This is a genomic window from Cerasicoccus sp. TK19100 (assembly GCF_027257155.1).
Lineage (GTDB): Bacteria > Verrucomicrobiota > Verrucomicrobiia > Opitutales > Cerasicoccaceae > Cerasicoccus > Cerasicoccus fimbriatus.
The window spans coordinates 543392-565294 of record NZ_JAPWDU010000004.1 but is presented as its reverse complement, the minus strand read 5'-3'; the positions used below and the strand labels follow the sequence as shown (position 1 = coordinate 565294).

Below are 21903 nucleotides of genomic sequence, written 5' to 3'. Positions count from 1 at the left end.
CATCTCGCCTAAAGTTCGCAAACAAATAAAAAAGGAGCCCCGTTTCCGGGGCCCCACAGTCAGTCAGAGTAAAACTTTAACCTTTTTCCTATAATCTCCGCGCCATGGGCGAGGTTAGAGGCGCTCGATGATGGCGGCACCCATTTCTTTGGTGCCGATCGGGGTCTTGCCGAAGGCGATGTCGCCGGTGCGGACGCCGTCTTGAACTGCCTTCTTAACGGCTTCACCGATACGGTCGGCGATGGCATCGAAGCCGAAGCTGTAGCGGAGCATCATCGCGGCGGAGAGGATCTGCGCGCACGGGTTGGCGATGCCCTTACCGGCGATGTCCGGCGCGGTGCCGCCAGCTGGCTCGTAGAGGCCGAAGGGCTTGCCGAAACGGTTTTCGCCGACGCCAAGGCTGGCGCTGCTCATCATGCCGAGACTGCCGCAGATGACGCCCATTTCGTCGGAGAGAATGTCGCCGAACATGTTCTCGGTGAAGAGCACGTCGAACTGGTTCGGGTCGCGGGCGAGCTGCATGGCGGCGTTGTCCACATACATGTGACTCAGTTCGAGCTCGGGGTGGTTCTTCTTAAAGTATTCGGTGACGGTCTGACGCCAGAGCACGGAGGTTTCCAGCACGTTGGCCTTATCGACCGAGCAGACCTTTTTACCGCGGCCATAGGCGGCGACGGCGGCGACCTCGGCGATGCGCTCGATTTCGCTGGTCTTGTAGATCATGGTGTCGAGGGCTTCCTTTTGGCCGTCTTCGAGGGTGCGCGTGGCCTTGGGCTGGCCAAAGTAAATGCCGCCGGTCAGCTCGCGAATGCAGACGATGTCGATGCCGTCGGGAATGCGCTCGGTCTTTAGCGGGGAGGCGTCGACGAGCTCAGGGAAGAGCAGGCCGGGGCGGATGTTGGCGAAAAGGCTGAATTCCTTGCGCAGCGGCAGGAGGGCGGCGCGCTCGGGCTGTTCCTTGGGCGGCAGGCTTTCCCACTTGGGGCCACCGACGGAGCCGAACAGGATTGCGTCGCTGTTGCGGCAGACTTCGAGTGTCGACTCTGGCAGGGCTTCGCCGTGGTTATCAATGGCGATGCCGCCAACGTCAGCTGTCGCAAAATCGAGGTCCAGGCCCTCGGGTTTGGTGGCGGCGGAGAGCACCTCCAGCGCCACTTCCATGACTTCGGGCCCGATGCCATCGCCGGGCAATACTGCAAATTTCAGGGTTTCGCTCATAGGGAAAACCCATTGAGAAAGCCGCCGCGTCTCAAAAAGGCAACGACTTTTTAAAGTTCGAAGGTTCGAATGTTTGGAGGTTTGAATGTTCGAAGGTTGTGAGTGGGTTGCGGTTATTATTAACTTTCAAACATCCCTACCTTCAAACTTTCGAACTTCACCCATTCTCCATTTCTTCCAGCGTCATGCCCTTGGTCTCCTTGACGATGGCCTTGACGATGAAGAACGACACCAGTGCGAAGGCTGCGTAGAGGCCATAAGCGCCACCGAGGCCGATGCTGGCCAGCAGGATGGGGAACGTCATCGTGACGATGAAATTCATCGTCCACTGGCTGAGGCCTGCTACTGCCAATGCGGCACCGCGAATCCGGTTGGGGAACATTTCTCCGAGCATGACCCACATGACCGGGCCCCATGAAATACCGAAGCAAACTATGTAAAGATTGGCGCTGATCAATGCCGCCATCCCCATCGGGCCGGACAGTTGCAGGTCGCCGCTTTCGCTCGTGCCCGCCGTGCCAAAGATGACCGCCAATGCACCGAGGAAAATGGTCATGCCCGCGGAACCGGTCAGCAGCAGTGGTTTGCGTCCCCATTTGTCCACCAAGCCAATGGCGACAATGGTTGAGACGACATTAATGACGCCGCCAATGACATTGATCATCAAGGCATCGCTTTCGGTGAAGCCCGCCGCTTTCCACAGGACGGCACCGTAATAAAACACTACATTGATCCCGACCAACTGCTGTAAGGATGCGATCGCCAAACCTACCCAAACGACGGGGTGCAGCTTTCGGGTTTGGTCGTTGATGAGATCACTCAATTTGGGTTTGCGCTCCTTGTTCACCGTCTTGCGGATATCGGCAACTTTTTGGCCGGTATTTTTATCCGGCGCAATTCGGTGCATGATCTCCTTGGCCTTCTTTTCCTGGCCATTGGCGATCAGGTAGCGCGGGGACTCGGGGATCAAGAACAGGCCGAGGAAAAACAGGCCAATCGGAATCAGCTCCACCCAGAACATCCAGCGCCACGCTTCATAGCCGAGCCAGAAATCGTTACTCGCGCCACCGGCGGCTTTAGCGATGAGCCAGTTACTCAGAAATGCGATAAACAGCCCGAGCACGATGGCCATTTGCTGAAGGCTGGAAAGGCGTCCGCGGCAGGCGGCGGGCGCGACCTCACTGATGTAAGCCGGAGAAATAATGCTCGCCGCGCCGACTGCGAAGCCGCCAATTAAGCGGAAGATGATGAATGTCGTCGAGTCATTGGCGATGCCGGAGCCAAACGAGCTGACGGCAAAGAGAATGGCCGAGGCAAACAGTGCCGGGCGTCGGCCGAACTTATCCGCAAGACTGCCCGCCATAAAGGCACCCACCGCGCAGCCGATGAGCATGGATGCGACGTTGAAACCACTGCCAAGGTTACTGGCGTTAAAGGCTTTTTGCAGGGCTTCGATCGCGCCGTTGATACAGCCGCTGTCGTAGCCGAAAAGGAAGCCGCCGAGTGCAGCCACGCTTGAAATTAAGATAATGAAGCCGAAGTTGACCTTCGTCTCTGAGGGGGATGTTTCTCGGAGCATAAGCAAGGTGAGGGGTGTTATGCGTTGATAACGGACAACACTCTCACTGTCAAGCGGATGCAGGGCAGAATGATGGCGGATGAGCGGATTGTGTATAGCGGACCGCGAATTTCCAAATCCGCTCACAATCTATCACTAACTAAATTACGGACAGATATTATGGGAATGTGGAAATTCGCGATCCGCAGAATTCGTGTTCTGTCCGCGCGCTACACCAGCAGCGGCTCGGCCTCTGGCGCGTGCTCCAGGTCAGCCTGTTTGCCTTCGACGAGCGGGTAGGCGTAGCGGCGGCCTTCGAAGTTACGCATTACGATCTCCTCATCGGTGATCTCCTGCACGTATTCCGGGTTGATCGGCACCTTGCCGCCGCCGCCGGGGGCATCAATGACAAATTGCGGCACCGCGTAGCCAGTCGTATGGCCGCGCAGATGCTTGATGATCTCAATGCCCTTTCGCACGTCGGCGCGCAAATGACGGCTACCAGTGATCAAGTCACATTGATAGAGGTAATATGGGCGCACGCGCATCATGAGCAGGCGGTGCACGAGTGACTTCATCGTTTGCGGGTCGTCGTTGACGTCCTTGAGCAGCACCGATTGGTTGCCAATCGGCACACCGGCGAAGCTCAGGCGCTCGGTCGCCCGGTAAAGCTCCTCAGTGCATTCACGCGGGTGGTTGACGTGGATAGACATCCAGATCGGCCCGTGTTTTTTGAAAATTTCGCACAGCTCGTCGTCGATACGCTGCGGCAGGAAGACCGGAATACGCGAGCCGATGCGGACAAACTCCACGTGCGGAATCGCCTTCAGGCGGCCCAGCAGATAGTCGAGCTTGCGGTTGCTGAGCAGCAGCGGATCACCGCCGGAGAGCAGCACATCGCGCACCTCGGGGTGTTCTTCGATGTATTTCAGGCCGCTTTCAAACTCCGGGTGAAAATTATAATCCTGCGCATTGGAGACCAGCCGACTGCGGGTGCAGTAGCGACAATACGAGGCACAGCGGTCCGTGACGAGGAACAACACGCGGTCCGGGTAACGGTGAACAAGGCCTTTGACGGGCATGTCGCCGTCTTCGCCGACGGGGTCAAGCAGCTCCTCGGGGGAGGTCTTCATCTCGCCGCCATGCGGGATGATCTGCCGCCGGATGGGGCAGTTGGGGTCGTTGACGTCGATCAGGTTGAAAAAATAGGGGGTGATCGCTAGGGCGAGCTTCTGATTGGAAAAGTAGCACGCCGCCTTCTCCTCGGGGGTCAGCTCCAAATATTGTTCGAGCTGCTCGACCTTGGTGATGCGATTCTTGAGCTGCCACTTCCAGTTGAGCCAATCTTCGGCGGGGACATTCGCCCAGTGGCCCTGGCCCTTGTGCCAGTTCGCGAGGTTGTCATTCGGTTGCATGGTAGCGTAACACCGTGCGCGAAAAACGTGAGAATGCAAATAAGAATTTAAATATTTAAATTCATCTATACGTTTGCCAACGGCATAGAACGCGCTTTATTATCGGGTTTTATTTAAGCAATGGCAGAGATCGAAGACGAATTGGCGAAGCAGCTGTGGGCGATTGGCGACATCACCCGCCTGCGTATCCTGCGTTTGCTGCCGGACTCAGCCGACTGCGAGCACGCTAAAAACGTCTCCCAAATAGCGGATGTTTTGAATCTTTCGCAACCTACGATTTCGCATCACTTGCGTGTTTTGCGCCAAGCGGGGATCGTTCAGCATCAGAAAATGTGCCGCGACTGTTATTACTGGGTAGACCGCGATGCCGCGCGCGAAGTTATCGAGCGCATGGAAGAGCTGCTGCTCAACGTGGAACCAGTGAAGGCTTAAGTGTGGCCTTCACCGCAGCACTCGTCATTCCGGCGAGGCGTTGCTAAAGTTTTGAGTGCGCCAGCCCTCTGGCGCTTTAGAATTTTGCGAGCACTAAGAAATTGCAGTGAACATCGTTAAACACCATTCAATTTCGAAAACGATGTGCGTAGAAAATGCTGAAAGCGCCAGAGGGCTGGCGCACTCCAAACTCAAGGTCTGCTAGCATGTTTGCGTCGGCGTGATTGATAAATCTCTTGCCGGTTTTTCTTAACTCGCTTGCCCCAACTGAAGAAAGCTTCACCGTGGGCGTATGCGAATCTACCCGGGAGAGCGGCGCGTTACCTTAAGCGCGCGCGAGCTGGCGGAATTCCGGCTGGGGCCGGAGTCCGGGCGCGGCTTTTCCGGGCAGTGGCGCACCGCGCTGGGCACGGCCTGGCACCGGGACATGGAAACCCATACCCGCGCCGCCGAGCCAGAGGCGCGATTCGAAGTAACGATCGCCGGGGTGTTGCGCCGCCACAACTGGACGGTCGAGGTCAATGGCCGTATCGACCAGGCCATCGAGCGCGAAGAATACACGCTGCTGCGCGAGGTAAAAACCACCAGCCGTCCACTGCCGATGGCCGAGGAAGACCTCGCTAACGCCTACCCGGAATACCGACGCCAGATTGCCGTTTATTGTCTGCTGGCCGGTCTTAACGGAGACTTTTCCAAGCCCGTGCGCGGCGAGCTGCTTTTCGTGTCGATCGATGACGGCATCACACAGACCCTCCCGCTGCGCGACGACCCCGCCGAGCTTCTGGAAACGCAGCTCACGCGCATTACCGCATTTTGCGAAGAGCAGAATAAGCGCCGTGAGCGCCTTGCGCCGACTGAGTTCAAGCCGGCGTTTAAGGAATTCCGCCCGGAGCAAAAGCTGATCCGCCGAGAGCTGGAAGAGTCGGTCACGCTGTCGCCGGTGCGTTTGCTGGAGGCACCCACGGGCTTCGGCAAAACCGGCATTTCGCTGCAACATGCGCTGGAACGTCTGCGCGACGGCACGACTGACCGCATCATTTATTTAACCGGGAAATCGACCGGTCAACATCAGGCGGTGCGTCAACTGAAGGCGATGATCCCGCCCAATGGCGATCTGCGCTACTTTCAGCTCCGCAACAAGCGCGAGCACAGCATCCAGACGCCGCGGCATGATTGTTCGCGGGCGGAGTCCTGCCTGGAGGGAATCGAGGAGGCTTGGGATGCGGCGAGCATCAATCCGCCAGGCTTATTCGACGAAGGCAAAACCGGCGTTGATGACCTGCGTCAGCTCGGCGCATTGACCGGGGTGTGCCCGTTTGAGATTGCCAAGGCCTGCCTGCCGTTTGCCGAGGCATGGATCTGCGATTATAATTATGTGTTCTCCCCGCGCCACAGCGGAATCTTCTATGGAGTGATGGGCTTCGATCCCGCGCAAACGCTGCTCATCGTTGACGAGGCGCACAATCTGCCTACCCGCGTCGCGGATAATTTTTCTTTCTCCGATACGGTGGCCGAAGCCGAGGCGCTGGCCGCTGAACTCCGTGGCACAGGCCAGCCGTTTAAGCTCGTGAAGGCGGCCGACGACTGGGCGGAATTTCTCGCGACGCTCAAAGAGAAAGAAGAGCACCCGGCCACCGTCGAATACGAGGCGCTGGACCTGCTGACCCACCTCAATGACGCCATCCAGCAAACCCGACTGGAGCCGGAGCTGCTGAGTCCGTCCGCACGCGAGCACGTGTTTTCGTTTCCCGGATGGCGGGAGTTCGTGGCGGACAGCCGTTTCCCCAGGCTGTATTGGTCGCCGCGTGGTGGGGCACTGCGGGTGACGTGCCTCGACGCCGCGCCGCACTTGGCTCAGGTGCTCGGCGAGTATGGCGGGGCAGTGCTGATGTCCGCCACGCTGAGTCCGGAAAAATCGTTTACCGCGCGCTTGGGGCTGAATGTGCCGCTGCTGCGCGCGGGGGCACCGTGGCGGGAGGGCGGGTATCGCGTGGCTGTGGATGCGCGCGTCGACACGCGATACCGCACGCGGGCCAACCACTACGTGCAAACCGCCGAGACGATCCAGCTCCTCAGCCAGCAGACGACGGCCCCGGTCGCAGTGTTTTTTCCGAGCTACCATTATGCGGAAACGATCAAGGCCTATCTCGCCGAGCTCGACTCGTTGCTGCGCGTGGCCATGCAGCCGCGCTCGGTCGACTTGAATGGGCAGCTCAGCTTTGTGGAAGAAAGTCTGCTGACAGCGCACGTGCTGTTTTTCGTATTGGGTAGCAGCTTTAGCGAAAGCATTGACCACCTGGGCGGACGAATCAGCGACGCGATGGTTGTCGGGCCCGCGCTACCGGAAGTCAACCCGGTGCAGAAAGCGAAGCTGCGACAATACGATCACCTCGGCCGCGAAGGCGCGTTTCGTGAAGTTTATCAACTGCCGGCGATGACGAAGATCAATCAGGCGCTCGGCCGACTTGTCCGCGCGCCGGGGCAAAGCACGCGCGTGATCCTGCACTGCCGCCGCTTTGCGGAGCAAAGTTACCAGGAACTGCTCGCGCCGGAATATACGCCGGAAGCGGAGTTGCGGAGTTTTGGCGAACTGGCGGAATGGTTGGCGCGTTGAGGAACAAGGAACGCGAACCTCTGTGTTCGCATACTATCTATCTGACTTCTCTCTGGGGGTGCCAACGTGGCGAGATGCGAACACAGAGGTTCGCGTTCCGCCAAGGGGCGGCGTGGTGCGAATGTGGAAATTCGCGATCCTTCAACTCATCTTCATCCCACTTTACCCTTCGCCGCCGGCGGCCTTTTGCTCGGTGGCTTCGTGGCGGGCGCGGACGTGCTCGGGGGAGGATTTGCTGCCCTTCCAACTGGTGCGGATGGGCACGCTGTTGCTCGTGATGACGCGGCGCACGCTTTGGATTGCGGGGAAAATTTCGTGGTTCCAGTCTTCGCCTTGGGCGTCGAAGGCGGCTTGCTCGAGTTCACAGATCCACTTGTCTTCGCTGAAGATGCCGTTGGTAAACCAGATTATTGCCGGCCAGAAAACATCCAGCAGGAAGCCGACTTTGGCCGGGCGCTGGATGCACATGAGGCCGTAGGTCTGGTTGATGCGCTGCTCACGGTCGACCGGGTAATACAGGTTCCACAAATCGAGTGCGGGCTCCTTGCTGCCGGCGGTCCAGAACTTGAGGCGCTGGTAGGGATACTCGGTGCGAATCGTCATGATGTCGCGGGTCTTGAGGCCTTCAGCCTCAGCTTTGGCTTTCTCATCGGCTTCCTTGATTTCCTTGGCCTTGCCACTGCGCTGAATCATGACTTTTTCGCCGAGCGACTGCTTGCCGCCCTTGCGGTAAAAGGAATAGTCGACTTCGACCCAGTTGTCGCCCTCGCGCTTGCCGAGGAAAAGGGTCTTGATCTGGCCCATCAGCTTGCGGTGCAGGAACTGGTGGTTCATGTCCATCAGGTTCTCGTGCATGAATGACCAATGGCACTCGATGCGCCGGTCGAGCGTGCGCACTTTGTAGCGCGGGTCTTCGGCGGCCGGCGTCTCGGGGAAGGGGACGGAGTCGGCCTTGGCCGGGTCACCCGGGAACACAAAAATGAGGCCGTAGCGCTCCTTGCACGGGTAGGCCTTGATGCTGTTGGGATGGAGCGTGCACTTGTCCAGATAGGGGACGCTGGTGCAGCTGCCAGTGCAGTCAAACTTCCAACCGTGGTAGCCACATTTGATGCCACCATCTTCCACCACACCGACACTGAGCGGCACTTGGCGGTGGGCGCAGCGGTCCTCCACGGCGAACAGCCCAGCCTCCTTACTGCGGACGAGCGCAATGGGCTCGCCGGCAAAGGTTACGGCGTGCGCTTTGCCGGGTTTGACATCCTGGCTGCGGGCGAGCGGATACCAGAAGTCGGGATCAAGGCCTGCCTTGCGGATGTCTGGAATGTTTCCGCGTTCTTCGTAGGGAGGAACGGGTGTGGGCTCGTTGATGTGGAGAATTTTGTGGCTCATAAGCGCGGGGGCTGACACTACCGGCTGACGCGCCGATGGCAAACACCAAAGCTACGAGCAGAATGCGTTCCGATTCGCTTAATTCCTTGAGGCTTGGAGAAGCGCGGCGTTCTCCTGAGAGCTTCGCAGGAAATCCCGCAGCCAGCCCTTGGTCAGGGCAGTCGCGCGGACGTCGCCCTCGACACGGCAAACCAGCGTGTAGCCCATCGGGTGCACGCAGAAGGTTTCGTGGATCATGTGTTGCTCGGTAATGTTGCCCTGCGAGTCGACTTTTTGCGCGATGAGATCGTAGAGATACTGGTCTGCGACGCGGAGCGGTTTGACGCGCCCGCGCTTGGCCACCTCGACGATGGTGCCGTCGGCCATCTGTAGTTTGCGAGTGGGCACTGTGGCGGTGAAATCCTCTTCCTCGGCTTCAACCTGAAAGCGGTTGAACCCCTGCTTGACCAGGAGAAAGGCCTCCTGATTGATCTTACTTTGAAGCAAGTCCGGGGTTAGCTCGGGCAGGGTCTCGGTGCGATAGCAATCGAAGGTCATCTTCACCGTATCGACCAAACGGTGGCTGAACACGGCGGAGTGATCTTTGTCCTCTGAGCGAACGGACCAGTCTTCGGTCGGCGGCGTTTCAATGGTGAAGTCGGCCGAGCTGAGCAGGAAAAAGTTCAGCGGCGCGCCAAACTCATCCTCCACGGTAATGACTTTTTGGGTGAAATACAGGTCCGGGTTTTTCGGCAAGACGAAGGTCGAGGCTTCCGGAAAAGGAAGCTCTATCTGGTCCTGTGCCTGCAAGCCAGGCGCGAGCAGACACGCCGAGAGTAGGAGAAGCGTTTTTCGCAGCATTTCCGGATTAATTCATTTTGAAGCCGACGCCGGAGAGCAGCGTGACATCTGTCTTGTCAGCGGGGTGCATGACATCGTATTCGCGCAAGTCATAGAAGCGCGCAGTCGGGGTGCCGGGAGGGAAGCGGCCGTCGGCTAGGAATTGGTGGAAGCGCGGCGTGGTGAAGGCGTGCGAGGCAAATTCGTTCCAATATTTATCGACGGGCTTTGTCTTGTCGCGGCCATAGACATTCTTCATCAGCGGGATTTCCGAATCCCAAAATGAGACTAGCGAACCCTTGACGACAATGGGGTTTTTGTGGCCGAGGCCACCCACATCGGAATGGCTAAGCAGGTGCTGCCAGTTCTCCAATGAGCGGACGAAAAACTCATAGACAGAGTAGTCGGCCGAGGCGATGCAGGCAGAAACCTCCAGCGGCTCATTGGCCTTGCGGGTGCTGGACTGGCTGCCGTAGCCCATGTGGCTGTATTGGCGGTTGTCGGCCCAGGCTCCACTGAGCAAGGTAACGGAGTCGGCCATCAGAGCGGCAGGCACTTCGCCATGGCCGGAGTCGGCATCGGCGTTGCTGCCGTCGTTCTTACTCAGGCCGGTGCCGGTCTTAAAGTTGCCATCGGAATTAAAATGATCGACCACATACATGGAGGTATTGGTGGCAATGGTGAGGCCTTCGTTCGCGCCGACACTGGGCAGCTTTCCGCCATTGATCACCTGCAAGCCCAGTCCGGTGTCGGACGTGTTGAGGGTGCGGAATTCTTCGGCGATAGGCACGATGTTATCCGTGCGCGGCTTGGGCGTGTGCTTCCAGCTTTCGGTGCTGTATTGGCTGGCCAGCTCGGGGATGTCTTTCTCGGCCGATCCGTATTGGAAAGGCTTGCTGCTGATGTCGGTGGTGTTAGCCGAAGCGCTCGTGTCGACTTTGGTCGAGGTCGGGAACTCCACATAAACGACGCCGTTCCAATCGCTGTTTGTATTGAAGCTGTTGCGAAAGTCTTTAGCGGATGAGTCGAGTGAGCTAACGTCTTTCTCCAGCACTTCCTTGAGGCGGGCAATATCCATGGTGACGAGGTCCATGCTGCGGCCGGTGCGGGTGTCTTCGAGACCACCGGTGATTTTGCTGCTGTAGCTGTGGCCGTTGCGCTTGCCGGAGGCTGACTCCTCTTTAAACTTCTCTGCATAGGGCTGGCCGGAGTTGACCGAGGTGATGTTGGGGTTGGCGACGCCGATCAGACGATCGGGCAGGGGGACGGCTTCTAATTGCGGGGTGCCGGAACCAACGCGGGTTTTATATTTGTAGCCCTTAACCACGAAGTATTCGTTGTCATTTACGATCTTGTTCGGATTGGTGGTGTAGTTGCCATATTGGTCACGTGGAGTCCAGGTTTGGTTGGCTTCGAGGCGCAGCAGCAGGCCGGCCTTGGCCGCCATTTTACCTTCGCGGATGGCATCGTTTTTAATCGCAGAGTGGCCAGTGGGGAGTAGTGGCTCGATCAGCGAATAGCCGCTGTTGTTCATCTCATTCACGCCGGGTGTGTAGATATTATCCTTTTGGGCGTCTTCAGCGCCGACTGGCTTAAAGACCGGGACTCCGTAGGATGCGTCCATCAGTGAGCCATTAAACATGGATTGCGAGACCTCCATCCAATTATTCATTCGGGAGTCGACACCTTTGTTCACGAGGATGCCATTGCTGTAAACGGTGCCGCCCGAGTGATAATTCATGTTGTCCAGGTCGAGCTTGCCTTTGAGGTTGATGCGGTTATCGCCCGTGGAAAGGCGGTTGCCCATGTTGGAGGAGTCGACGGTGGTCAGGCGGTAAAGGTCGCCTACGGCGGTGGTCATATTGCCGAGCTTGAGCGGGTTGTCGCCGTTGTGCGTGTCCAGCTCGAGGTCGCCATTGGTGTGGACGTCACCGACGATGTCGAAATTACGGTGAAAGAGCAGGTCGTCATTGAAGAAAATGGCGTGCGAGAACAGCGGGGCGTCCCGGATGGCCATGGTCTTGGCGAGGAAAACCTCCACATCCTGGCCGCTGCGCTCGGCGACAACTTTGGCGTAAAGGTTGATGTTGGTTTCAATGACATATTTGTTTTTGAGCGGGTCGTCGTCATTGGCCGGATCTTTGCCGTCGATGAAGCGGCGCACTGGCAGCGGCACGAACTCGGAGCGGATTTCGATGCTCTTGATGTTGTTGCGCACCACCATGTTTTTGCCGCGGCTGGACAAGGTGATCTCCTGCTTGGGATTGGCGATGGCTGCCGCATAAAGGCCGCTGTTAGTCTCGACGTCGTTGACGTATTCCGCGAAGGCGAGTTCGAGGCCCACTTCGGCTGCGCGCAAAGCTTCTGTGCGCAGGGAATTACGCAGGTTCATGCGTTTTTCCGTGAGGGTGGAATTTAACACCGTGCCGGCAATGACAGCGATGGCGGTGGATAAAATCAGCACGACGAGGATGGCGGATCCGCGACGCGATGGCTGTGTCGATAGTCTCATGGTCAGGAGCGTACGTTAATGGTCGTGTGAAGAATTTTTGAAGGTTGCGCCTGCTCGGGAAAGCGGACGCGGATTGCGTGAAATGAAAAAACATTGCCGGAGTCGACGTTGATAAACATGCCGTCCCCGCCGATGCGCTTAACTTGCGCGAAGACCAGGCGGTCTTTGGAATTGTTGATCGCTTTGGCGACGAGGCTCTCCAGCGGTTTGGAGATGTCTGCATCGGCTACATCGTATTCGAAGACCAGAATATCATCGTATTCATCCTCCTCGCGTTCGGAGACATAGTAGCCTACGAGGCGGTGGTATTCGGTGCCGAGCACGCCGATATCGGTTTCCGCCAGTATCAGAAAATCGCCGGACTTGCCGCTCACGACGCGGTCACCTTCGGAGACTTTATTGGAATAGGCTGGATAGATCACGAAGGAATCCGCCTCCATGCCGTCTTGGGAAAGGAAGTCCAGAAAAGAGCGTGAAGAGCGGTTGGCCTCCAGTGCGGTTTGGCTCTTGAAAAGAGTTCGGTAGGAGTCGATGAAGAAGGTGCTGGAAATCGCGATCAGGGTCGAGAAAACGCCAACGGCGATCAACACTTCCGGCAGCGAGAAGCCTCGCTGAGCATTTGATTTGGAGTGTAATTTCATGTTAGCAGTATTAAGGTGATTCGTCAGCGACGAAGGCAATTGCCTCCCCGAGTTGTTTCTGGCCATCCTTTTCCCAAGGGAGTTGCCACTGGAATTGGATGATGACCTCGATGCCTTCGGTGTTTTCTGAAGCGAGAACTTTATGGCTGTTCAGCGCCACGCGCAGATCAATGGGCAGCGTGGTGGAATCGCCATCTTTCGTCGTGGTTTCCACGTTGATGGTCGTCCAATTGGGCAGCCGTTCGGTGTCATTAACAACGGCAATGGGGATGTTCACCGATACGATGGCACCGGCTCCGTCGATGTCCGGCAGCGTCAGGTCGAAACCGTCTTTGGGTTCCTCCAGCACATTCTCAATGCGTTCATAGCCGATACCGCGAATTTCCTCCAGAAAGTTCTGAATCGAGCGGTGGACCTGATCTTCAAAGATGATCGTTTCCGACATGCGGCGGCTCTGTATGGCGAGGCTCGCCAGCCCGGCTGCCATTAGCCCAAATAGCGTCAGCGCGACCAGTAGTTCAACCAGGGAAAACCCTTTTGACTTGGTATTGCAGTTCATAGGAGTCAGCTCATTTTGACGTGAATCAGCCATTCAAAATTATCAAAACGAGACGAATAGCATACTGACATAGGGCCAATTGGGTCAATTGAATTGAGGCCGAATGTATGTAAATCTATTGCTAAAATACGCCCTTCAGCAATAGTTTATCAAACGTGAGATAAGTGAATTTTAAGCTTGGATTCATAACGCTTTTGGAACAGAAACATGCATGAGCCTTGATTACACGATTGAACCCTGTGCTGCCCCGCGCACCAATCTTGATTTAAATGGCGAATGGGATATCGCCTTCGACCCCGATAATTGCGGCAAGCAAAACGGCTGGGAAAAGTCATTTCCCGGCGGTGAAAAAATCACCGTGCCCAGCACCTTTGAAACGATCCGTCCATTCTACGATGGCGTGGTCTGGTATCGCCGGACGATAAATGCGACAACGTCACCCGGGCAGCGGCACCGCCTGCATTTTGGCGCGGCGCAGTATTTTGCCGAGGCATGGCTCAACGGTGCGCGCATTGGTGATCACGAAGGCGGGCTCCTGCCGTTTGTCTTTGATGTGTCCGACCAGCTAACGGATGGTGACAATGAGCTGATTGTGCGCGTGGTGGCACCGCCGATGGACCGCGAGATCGACGGCTTCCGCTGCGGAGCCCCGCTCAATCAGGGCTCCATTCCGATTGCGAAACTCGGGTGGTATTTCAACGTCGGTGGTTTGTGGAAAGGCGTTAGCCTGCAGACTTCGCAAACGGCGGCGATCGGTGACGTGTTTCTGGAACCATGGCCGAGCCGCAACGAGTTAAAGGTCCACTGTGAGATCGATTCCAGCGTGGCAATTGATGGGGCTGAGCTGCGTCTGACCGTTACGGACTGGCAGGGCGCGGAGAACATTGTTTTGCAAGCGGTGGAGAGCTGCTCGCTGGAGCAGGGGATTACGAAGGTGAGCTTTACTGCGCCGTTTGAGAATGCGCGCCGATGGACCTTGGCCGATCCGCATCTCTACCAGGCTACGCTCACTCTGAGCACCGGCGAGCATGCGTTGGATGCTGAACAAGTGCGCTTCGGTATGCGCGAATTTGATTACGTGGACGGCGAGTTCCAGCTCAACGGTGAGCGTGTTTGTCTGAAAGGTTTCTTGCACCAGGGAGACTTCCCGCGCACAGCGATTTACCCGGACAGCCATGAAATCGTGCTCAAGGAGCTTCAGCAGATCAAGGACCTGGGCTTTAATTTTATCCGCTGCCACATGCGCCCGCATTACGAGGTGCTCGATGTTGCGGATGAGCTGGGGCTGTTGGTTATGTCTGAGCCGCCCATTGGCTGGATTGCGAATTCGCCCGAGACGGCCAACCGTTGTTGGCGCGAGATTAGCGGACTCGTTAAGAACGACCGCAACCGCGCTTGTGTGGTCATGTGGGGCCTGATGAACGAAGTCTTCCACCTGAAGGGCTTCAAGCCGCAGGAGATGATGAAGCTCGTCGTTCAGTGGCTGCAGGATGTCTATAAAATGGACCCCACGCGCCCGGTGATCGATGTGTCCGGCGGGCATAGCCTCGTCGAATATGGCGGCGTGTCCGACATGCTGCCCGACACCGCGCACGACGGCAACGTGGCCTACATGCTGAGCCCAAGCCAGCCCAAGCCCACGCCGATCACCGATACGCACAGCTACCACCGCGTGCCGACGCAGGATAAGTCCTGGCAAGATTTCCGCGCCCTCGGCAGCGGTGACAAGAACGTCTTTGTCAGCGAATACGGCGCGGCGCAAGTGCCACCGATGTTTGACGATGTGCTCGCTGCCTACAGCGATGCCGACCGCGAAATTGGTCTCGAAGACTACCGCATGAACGTCGACTTCAACGAGTCGTTGGAGGAAGCCTTTGCCAATGACTGGCTCCGCGAGGCCGTTGGCGAAAAGAACGACTGGCTCCGCCGCACCAACGAATTGCGCGCGGCGGATATGAAGCTGGTAACCTTTGCCATGCGCGCCAACCCCAAGGTATCCGGGCTGGTTTTTACGCAGTTGGCTGATGCCAGCGGCGAGCTTTTCGGCGCGATGGATACCTGGCGCAATCCGAAGCCGATGCTGACAGCCTTGGCCGAAAGCTGCGCCGATGACACCATTGCGCTGTTTCCCTCGCAGCGTGTTATTGAGCCGGGGCAGGAGTTCCGGATCGAGGCCATGCTGATGCATGAGTCTGCCGCCGGCCCGCACAGCTGGTCCATCGCTTTGCAGAGTGAACAGGGAAAAATAATCCAGGGTTGGTCCGGCGAACTATCGGCCAATGCCGAGCATCGCAGTGTCTTGCTTGACGAACCGGCGTTGACTCTGGACCGCGCTGGAGCCTACCAGGTAAGCGCCAAGCTAACCTTGGCCAATGGCGAGGTGGTCGAAAATTCTGTGCCACTTCGCGTTATCGGGAGAGCAGGTCTGAAGGCCAAAGAAGTGGCAGTGACCGGCAGCCGTGGTGGTTCCGTTTCGCGAATCGTCATCGACGAGGGCGGGGTGAATCTGCCGTTTAGCAACAATTTCCGCGAACCAAATGCGCCTATCGTTTATGACTTTAAACATTCGGCGGACAAGCGCTCGGCCTCGACTTTTGAGGACTATCACCAACTGCGCAAAGCGATTAAAGGCGGCGGCTGTGCGATCGCCTTTGAGCCTGAGCCGATGACGCTCTATGAATATGTGATCCCGGGGCTGATCCGCCAGCGGCCGGTCATGCAGCCGAATTGCTACTCGGTGTCACCCGAGCTTTTTGACGGCCTCTGCGGACCGGGGGTGAATGACTTTGTGTTGTCGACTCTGGCCCCGACGAAGTTTGACCGCATCAATGACATCCTTGCGCTGGGTGGTCGCATCCACATGGGCTGCCTCTCCGCGCACATGTGGACCCGACCGGCGGTCTTCTTCCATGGCGCTGCGATCTACGAACTGCCGATCGGCGACGGCACGTTAATCATCTGCCACGTTCCATTGCCGGAGCTTGCGCCCAACTGCCCAGTAGCCCGCCGTCTGTTGATCAACCTGCTCAACTACGCGAACGCTAAGATCGACAACCCGAGCATCACGGGTCTGCTTTCCCGCAGCATCGACCCGCTGCCCGGAGAGGTGTTTTGAAGCATCAGTTTTCTCAAAAAAGAGAGGAGCAACCATCAGTGGCTGCTCCTCTCTTTGAGTTAATTGGTTGCTGCATACCCTTCTTCGCCGGGTTGGGGTGGTGGAGCATCCAGCATTCTGATGACGCTTGGCAGGCGTGTTATTATGAATTCTTTACCGTTTTCTGAAGATTCTTTATGATCGAAATAAGTGAATACCGCTAGCCAACGCATTTTCTGGTTCGGAATTCTAAAGGTATCGATGGAAGGATCAGCATTAAACTTTCCATTGGTTTCGATTACATAGCCGAATTGAAAACGCGTGCGTTGGTTCTTTATAAGTGGATTTGTAATCAGAGCACCCCATGGTTTAATTTGAAATTGCTCGTCAGCTACTTTTCCAATGATATCACTATCAGTTAGATTTATCAGCCTTCCTGTGCCTCTGGGGTGCGCTTCTAGAGTGTCGTCGTAGATGCGGTAGTTCAGGTTGCGTTTATTATCATAGTAAAAGAGAATCAGGACCTGACTCACTTTTGGGATATCCAAGACAATTGCAGGTGTATAGACCTCGTCACCATCTTCATTGATAGATTTAGCAAAAAGATTTAGCTGATTGCTTAAGGCCTGAATATTTCCTCCTCCGCGTGACATCATACCCACTTGGAAAGGGCGGTATTCGTCCAAGAGGTCCAAATAATATAGCTCCTGATTCTTACTACGGTTTTCTAAAAGCACCGCACTCACTTTTTGCGTCGGAATATCCCGATTTACTTGAGCACTCGTGGTCGAGATTGAAGCTAGAGTGAAACTGGCGATGAGAATTGTAAATATTGCCTTAATCATAATTTGTGATAATATTACACGTCTTCAGGTGATAGCCAGCGGAAGTTAACGATTTCAAACTTTCGTCCGACATCTATTTCATCTTTGTTGGCAAGGTCGGGTTCAAATGGATTGTTGCTATCGGGTTTCACTGGCTCAACTATCCGCTGAACGGTCATTTCTAACCAAGCTTCTGCTTCGACCTCTCCGGTCAGTTTGTTTATTGATGAGCCATAACTCCTGATGACGAAGGTGTCGCCTCTAGGGCGAAGCACTGGCCCAATCATCGAGAGGATGTCAGCCTGTGTAACAAAGCCGGGGCTGTGTGACAGGAGTAGGCCCTGCTCTCCAACGGGGGCACCAGCGCGCGCTTCGGAGTCTGTGTACCATGCCATCGATGGATACGCGACCCAACGCCAGTCACTGCCCCAGCCTTCTCTGCCGGTTTCGCTGTAAGACCGTGGGAAAAACATCGCGTCATAGCGTTTGTATGAGTTGTGGGAAGCGGTATCCGGATAGTTGACACCGCCGTTAATGCCGGAGACGTTCAAGGCGCGTTGGATTGTCCCGTTGATGCTTTGGAGTCCAACTAAAGCATCGTAGCTTTGGCTCATTTTGTTTTTACGCCCGTCGGTGTAGTGTGAGTTGGAATAGCTGATTCTGCCGTCTTCAGTTCGGGAAAGTCCATGTGGTGCATCCAGGCGTCGGTTAACAAAGTCTGCCAGAGAATAAAATGGACCGCGGAGGCGTACTTCATCAACGATGCGTTCAGCCAGGGTTTCAATCATGTCGTCTGTCAGGAAGCGGAAACCTCCGAACACTTTATCGTAGTTATTGTATCCGGTGGGGGAGGGTGCAGCGCCGTAATCAATCGGCGAGTTTGTTGAACTATCCGAGGTGAACGCGATGTCTCCATTTAGCGGCTCAAGGGAGCGTGAGATTGGCACTGTGTCGCGCGGGTTGGTATCGTTGTAGTTACTAAGCGAACGCAATTGAATATCACGGAAAGCGGTTAGCAGTGCTTTCCAAGCTTCGACAGAAGTCGAGTTTACGTTGAATGCTCCATTGTTGTATACATAAGCTGCGGCGTTATCAAAGTCGCGCACGTCGGATTCGGTGACGTCATCTGTAACATTGAATTTTATGCGGCTGTTGCCCATTGGCTCCGAATTATCCAATGGCACGGAGCCATTTCCTGGTATCGTTGAGAAAAAGTAGCGATCCCATAGTGATTCGTTGAGCAAGTAGGAAATATCGAGTAGGTGGTTAAAGCGGTTATTTCCCAAGCCTTCTGATGCCCAAGAAGTCTTAGTGCCAGCGTAGCTGCCGTCTGCATTTCGGAGAGGAAGGTTGTCATCATCGACATTGTAGTATTGGAACACTGGGCGTGAGGTGAGGCCAGCGATCCGATCCCGGTCAATGTAGGGGCTGGCTTCTGAATTGCCAATCACGTAGGCTGGTTGCCACATGAACTCACCAAGGTTTACCTGTTGGAGTTGGCCGATTGAAACGATGTCGAATTCGGGGCGATAGGCTAGCCGCACTGGTACTTTAGAGAGTGCATCTACTTTCGGATTCGCCCAATTGTTTCTGGCAAGGCCTTCGGGAAGCTTGGTCTGCTGAATAAAATTGAAGCCAACGGTTCGACCATTTAGAAGTTCAGCGCGACGATTTTGATCGAAGGCATTCCATGGCTGTCCTCTGTCAACAATTACTTTACCAGCTTCTTTGTTATTTGTGGGGGTGTGGGCCCACGAACTCCACTTATCCTCCCCAATATTGCCGCTCCCAAAAGCGTCACTTACACTTGGTTGACTATTATTCCGGCTTTGAATGCCGTTGATGGCTTCGAACCGAGCCAACTTTTCACCGCCAGTGTTGGCATTTCTCCAGTCCTCCGCGCCGCGAACACCGTCGACCATTGGATTGTTTGAAGTGAACTGTTTTGCCATAATATTATAGTTGGCAAAAGGACGAAAGCTGGTGGCACCCGATTCCACAGAGTCAATTGTGCCACTGCCTCGGAAATAGAGAGGGTCTAGATAGGTTTCACCTACGAGCATGATCGGAATATCTGGCGAACCACTTCGTGCGCCGCTTGAGTTTAGATTGGGATCTCTGTCCCCAACTATATTGGCGCTAAAATAGTCACTATCATAGACGTTAGGCCAAATCATCGGCTGATCCACTAGTACTGAGGCATTCCTGGAACGATTGAAATTTGACATAAAGCCGCCGCCACCGGCAAGGCTTCCGAAGCTTCCGTAGTCCCGGATTTCAACCTCGTTCAAAAAGAACCTCACTTGGAATTCTGTTGCTGGCTCTGGAAGGAATACTGCGTTGTCAGCCCAATATGTGGTCTTGGTTAGCGCGCCAGGGGCATAATCCAATGTCGCAAAATGATGATACGCGGAAGCGGGTGCATCTAAATCAAATACGTTCTGGAGTTCCACGATAGCAACGGGGACTCCTGACTCATTATTTTCATCTATCTTATGGTCTTCACCAACCGAAAACATTAGATGCTCACCTGCTTGGAAATCCTGATTACGGATGCGAAGTGATAGCTCATTGTCTTCGGGGAAGATTCGAATGTTGTAGCTGTCGAAAAAGATATCCTCATTTTCCGGATATTGTGAGTCAGGGGTTACGGCGCTTAAGTTTGCATGTTGGGGATGCATGTGGAGTGCATCTTCATGATAGGTCACTACAATGCTTTCCTCATCTTTGACTATTTCGCGATCGTTGTGCTGCCACGAATCCGCATCCGACCGGCTCATCCGGTGATGGTGATAGTTGTCACCACTTGAATACTCTCGCACTGTCACTGGATTTAACTCGGACTTGCTTTGGGTCGCTGTGGTTGCAGAAGCAACGCGGAAGCGAGTTAAATTGGGCGAGAACTTAATTCGGATGTCGTAGTCTGCTTGTTCTAGCCCTGTGTCATAAGGATTCCATAGAACGACTTGAGGCAACACATTGAGTCGTAGTTGGTCGCCGGTTTTCGAGAATCCAACAAATAGGCGAATTTGGGTGATAACGGGTGCCGTGCTTTCTGTTGCTCGGATTTGACCTTCTCCGTCTCCTGTATCCTGAACCTCATTCGTGTACCATTCTCGAATGTTTCTCCAAGTTGGGACATTGAGATCTGAAACGGGGAAGCCTTCGTTGAATAAACCAAACCGCGGGTCGTTGTCATAGTTGAAAATGTCGTCATCATTAGGGGCAGGAATTGGTTTGTCGTCGGAAATGCCCCCATTGGTTGCGCTTGCTCCATCCTCAAAGTAGCGAGTTAAGTCTTTTTGCAAGCCACCCAAAACAGTATCGGTGAAAAGGCCTTTTGAGAAACCGGTAATGTGGTGAAAGTTTATTTTTGCGGCGTCCTGGTATTTTTCGGTGATCGAATCATCATCTGGAGCCGGGTTGGTTAGCACGATCTGAGAAGTAGTTTCGATGAGCTGCAGGTATTTATTGTTAATCATTGCTTCCTGCGCGCTATCATCACCGTCGAATTCATCGAAAATTTCCTTATAACCGGTAATCTGTTCCCAGCCCAAGCGCTGTGGCACCTGTAGACGGTAGCGTTCTTCGGTAGAGCCAGACGCAGCGTCATAATATGGGTCGATGATGGCAAAGTTTGCCTTCGTGTTTTCGTCTCCGACCCAGTAGGCATATTGCCCGGTGACAATAGAATCAGAATTGGTTATGTCTATTTTAGGTGCAAGAACACGGCCATCAAGTCCGTCGCTCGAAAGTGCTTGATCGCCATCTGCGCTTTTGTTGGGAGCTGCACTTCCATATCCTACAAGGATAGCCACACTTGAATCATCGGGGTCCAATACGGTGTCGGGCGTAATTTGGCTTCCAATATTATCTTCGGTGTATCGCTCATTGCCGCTTATTAACCAATGTGGAGTCTGTTCCCGATTGAAGTCTGCTGCATTTAACCACTCGCCGTCCTTGTCCAGCTTATTGGACTTATAAACGCCAATCCAATGGGGATTCTTGCCCTCCCACCAATCAACGAGTGCGCTATTCCAAGAGTCGCGATCTTCGCTTTTGCTGTTATCGTAATCTTCAATGAGATACGTGCTCCATGTGTCGGGAGCTGAAGCGCTGCCTGATGGAGGCATACCTGATGCGTTCTCCCGATATATATCCCACATTTCACCTTCACCTGGGCTCTCCTTCTGTGGGTAAGCGACAGTGGCTGGAGCGGTAACGCGCTGGTCGGGGCCGGCGAGCATCTGTAACTGGCCCAAGGCAATCTGTGCCCCGAAAAGTGCATTGGAGCGCGCCTCGTTCATGCGGTTCTGGTGGGTAGAGGTATGCATCTCCACATTCAGAAATGTCGCTAGGCTCAGGATCAGGACGACCATGAAGGACATCAGCGTCAAGGCGATGATCAGTGCGAATCCGTTGCTTTTCTGGTGCCCGGATACGCGGGAAGACAGTTTCTTGGGGGAGTTCATGCTGGGTAAATTGTTGGGTCTTAACTTAAGCGATTGATATACTATACCTATCACGTCAGGTTGCGCAATGCAAGAGTCAGACGCGTTTGGTAAAATAAGCTTCGAGTAGCTAGATTAGACCATAAATCATGCCTTTATTAAAGAAGATTTTCATCTAATCGGCACTTTCGGCTCTGAAAAAAGGGCTTGTCCGCACACGTTGAAAAATTGTGCAATATTCGACGTTTTTGACCGGTTTTTGATCGTTTTTAGACGTCAATGGGGAGGTCTAATTAAGTTGATGAGGTATTGCATAGATTAGTAAATGCCCGCAGATCAGTAACTTCGGCTAATGGGGCCTTGGTTCCAAGTAATAT

At 55.0% G+C, this 21903-nt stretch carries 13 protein-coding genes; 3 read left to right on the top strand and 10 right to left on the bottom strand.

Features of this window, described 5'->3' with window-relative positions:
* Positions 1-114: 114 nt before the first annotated feature.
* The 3 genes from leuB to O3S85_RS12530 form a co-directional block, all read right to left on the bottom strand.
* A complete protein-coding gene (gene leuB / locus O3S85_RS12540) occupies positions 115-1218 on the bottom strand; it encodes a 3-isopropylmalate dehydrogenase (RefSeq protein WP_269540728.1) in 1104 nt (367 codons plus the stop codon).
* A gap of 157 nt (positions 1219-1375) precedes the next feature.
* Complete coding sequence (locus O3S85_RS12535; protein WP_269540727.1) at positions 1376-2797, bottom strand: sugar porter family MFS transporter; 1422 nt, start codon at positions 2795-2797, stop codon at positions 1376-1378.
* Positions 2798-3006: 209 nt separating this feature from the next.
* Entirely contained in the window at positions 3007-4191 is a 1185-nt protein-coding gene (locus tag O3S85_RS12530; protein WP_269540726.1) for a KamA family radical SAM protein, read from the bottom strand.
* A gap of 120 nt (positions 4192-4311) precedes the next feature.
* On the opposite strand from O3S85_RS12530, the gene O3S85_RS12525 reads away from it, so the two are divergent.
* Both O3S85_RS12525 and O3S85_RS12520 read left to right on the top strand, forming a co-directional pair.
* Positions 4312-4623 carry an ArsR/SmtB family transcription factor gene (locus O3S85_RS12525; RefSeq protein WP_269540725.1) on the top strand — a complete coding sequence of 104 codons (312 nt, stop codon included), beginning with the start codon at positions 4312-4314 and terminating at the stop codon, positions 4621-4623.
* Between the two features lie 292 nt (positions 4624-4915).
* Positions 4916-7237 carry an ATP-dependent DNA helicase gene (locus tag O3S85_RS12520; protein WP_269540724.1) on the top strand — a complete coding sequence of 774 codons (2322 nt, stop codon included), beginning with the start codon at positions 4916-4918 and terminating at the stop codon, positions 7235-7237.
* Between the two features lie 162 nt (positions 7238-7399).
* Here the strand turns inward: O3S85_RS12520 and O3S85_RS12515 are convergent, their stop codons facing one another.
* From O3S85_RS12515 to O3S85_RS12495, 5 genes are all read right to left on the bottom strand, one after another.
* Positions 7400-8626, bottom strand: coding sequence for an aromatic ring-hydroxylating oxygenase subunit alpha (locus O3S85_RS12515; protein ID WP_269540723.1), 1227 nt, complete (start codon positions 8624-8626; stop codon positions 7400-7402).
* Between the two features lie 78 nt (positions 8627-8704).
* Positions 8705-9466 (bottom strand): hypothetical protein, encoded by a 762-nt coding sequence (locus O3S85_RS12510; protein ID WP_269540722.1) that lies wholly within the window; start codon positions 9464-9466, stop codon positions 8705-8707.
* A 7-nt stretch (positions 9467-9473) separates the two neighbouring features.
* Positions 9474-11957 (bottom strand): pilus assembly PilX family protein, encoded by a 2484-nt coding sequence (locus tag O3S85_RS12505; RefSeq protein ID WP_269540721.1) that lies wholly within the window; start codon positions 11955-11957, stop codon positions 9474-9476.
* Positions 11958-11959: 2 nt separating this feature from the next.
* Positions 11960-12598, bottom strand: a complete 639-nt coding sequence (locus tag O3S85_RS12500; protein ID WP_269540720.1) for a PulJ/GspJ family protein — start codon at positions 12596-12598, stop codon at positions 11960-11962.
* A gap of 10 nt (positions 12599-12608) precedes the next feature.
* Positions 12609-13157 carry a PilW family protein gene (locus O3S85_RS12495; RefSeq protein WP_269540719.1) on the bottom strand — a complete coding sequence of 183 codons (549 nt, stop codon included), beginning with the start codon at positions 13155-13157 and terminating at the stop codon, positions 12609-12611.
* 211 nt (positions 13158-13368) lie between these two features.
* Between O3S85_RS12495 and O3S85_RS12490 the strand changes: the two genes are divergently transcribed.
* A complete protein-coding gene (locus O3S85_RS12490) occupies positions 13369-16272 on the top strand; it encodes a glycoside hydrolase family 2 protein (RefSeq protein ID WP_269540718.1) in 2904 nt (967 codons plus the stop codon).
* A gap of 59 nt (positions 16273-16331) precedes the next feature.
* On the opposite strand, the gene O3S85_RS12485 is transcribed toward O3S85_RS12490, so the two are convergent.
* Together O3S85_RS12485 and O3S85_RS12480 are read right to left on the bottom strand one after the other, a co-directional pair.
* Positions 16332-17096, bottom strand: a complete 765-nt coding sequence (locus O3S85_RS12485; protein WP_269540717.1) for a hypothetical protein — start codon at positions 17094-17096, stop codon at positions 16332-16334.
* 14 nt (positions 17097-17110) lie between these two features.
* Entirely contained in the window at positions 17111-21547 is a 4437-nt protein-coding gene (locus tag O3S85_RS12480; protein ID WP_269540716.1) for a hypothetical protein, read from the bottom strand.
* Positions 21548-21903: the final 356 nt, after the last annotated feature.

Coding starts and splice junctions, on each gene's coding strand:
- leuB (WP_269540728.1), bottom strand. CDS start 1,218: ATGAGCGAAACCCTGAAATTTGCAGTATTGCCCGGCGATGGCATCGGG.
- O3S85_RS12535 (WP_269540727.1), bottom strand. CDS start 2,797: ATGCTCCGAGAAACATCCCCCTCAGAGACGAAGGTCAACTTCGGCTTC.
- O3S85_RS12530 (WP_269540726.1), bottom strand. CDS start 4,191: ATGCAACCGAATGACAACCTCGCGAACTGGCACAAGGGCCAGGGCCAC.
- O3S85_RS12525 (WP_269540725.1), top strand. CDS start 4,312: ATGGCAGAGATCGAAGACGAATTGGCGAAGCAGCTGTGGGCGATTGGC.
- O3S85_RS12520 (WP_269540724.1), top strand. CDS start 4,916: ATGCGAATCTACCCGGGAGAGCGGCGCGTTACCTTAAGCGCGCGCGAG.
- O3S85_RS12515 (WP_269540723.1), bottom strand. CDS start 8,626: ATGAGCCACAAAATTCTCCACATCAACGAGCCCACACCCGTTCCTCCC.
- O3S85_RS12510 (WP_269540722.1), bottom strand. CDS start 9,466: ATGCTGCGAAAAACGCTTCTCCTACTCTCGGCGTGTCTGCTCGCGCCT.
- O3S85_RS12505 (WP_269540721.1), bottom strand. CDS start 11,957: ATGAGACTATCGACACAGCCATCGCGTCGCGGATCCGCCATCCTCGTC.
- O3S85_RS12500 (WP_269540720.1), bottom strand. CDS start 12,598: ATGAAATTACACTCCAAATCAAATGCTCAGCGAGGCTTCTCGCTGCCG.
- O3S85_RS12495 (WP_269540719.1), bottom strand. CDS start 13,157: ATGAACTGCAATACCAAGTCAAAAGGGTTTTCCCTGGTTGAACTACTG.
- O3S85_RS12490 (WP_269540718.1), top strand. CDS start 13,369: ATGAGCCTTGATTACACGATTGAACCCTGTGCTGCCCCGCGCACCAAT.
- O3S85_RS12485 (WP_269540717.1), bottom strand. CDS start 17,096: ATGATTAAGGCAATATTTACAATTCTCATCGCCAGTTTCACTCTAGCT.
- O3S85_RS12480 (WP_269540716.1), bottom strand. CDS start 21,547: ATGAACTCCCCCAAGAAACTGTCTTCCCGCGTATCCGGGCACCAGAAA.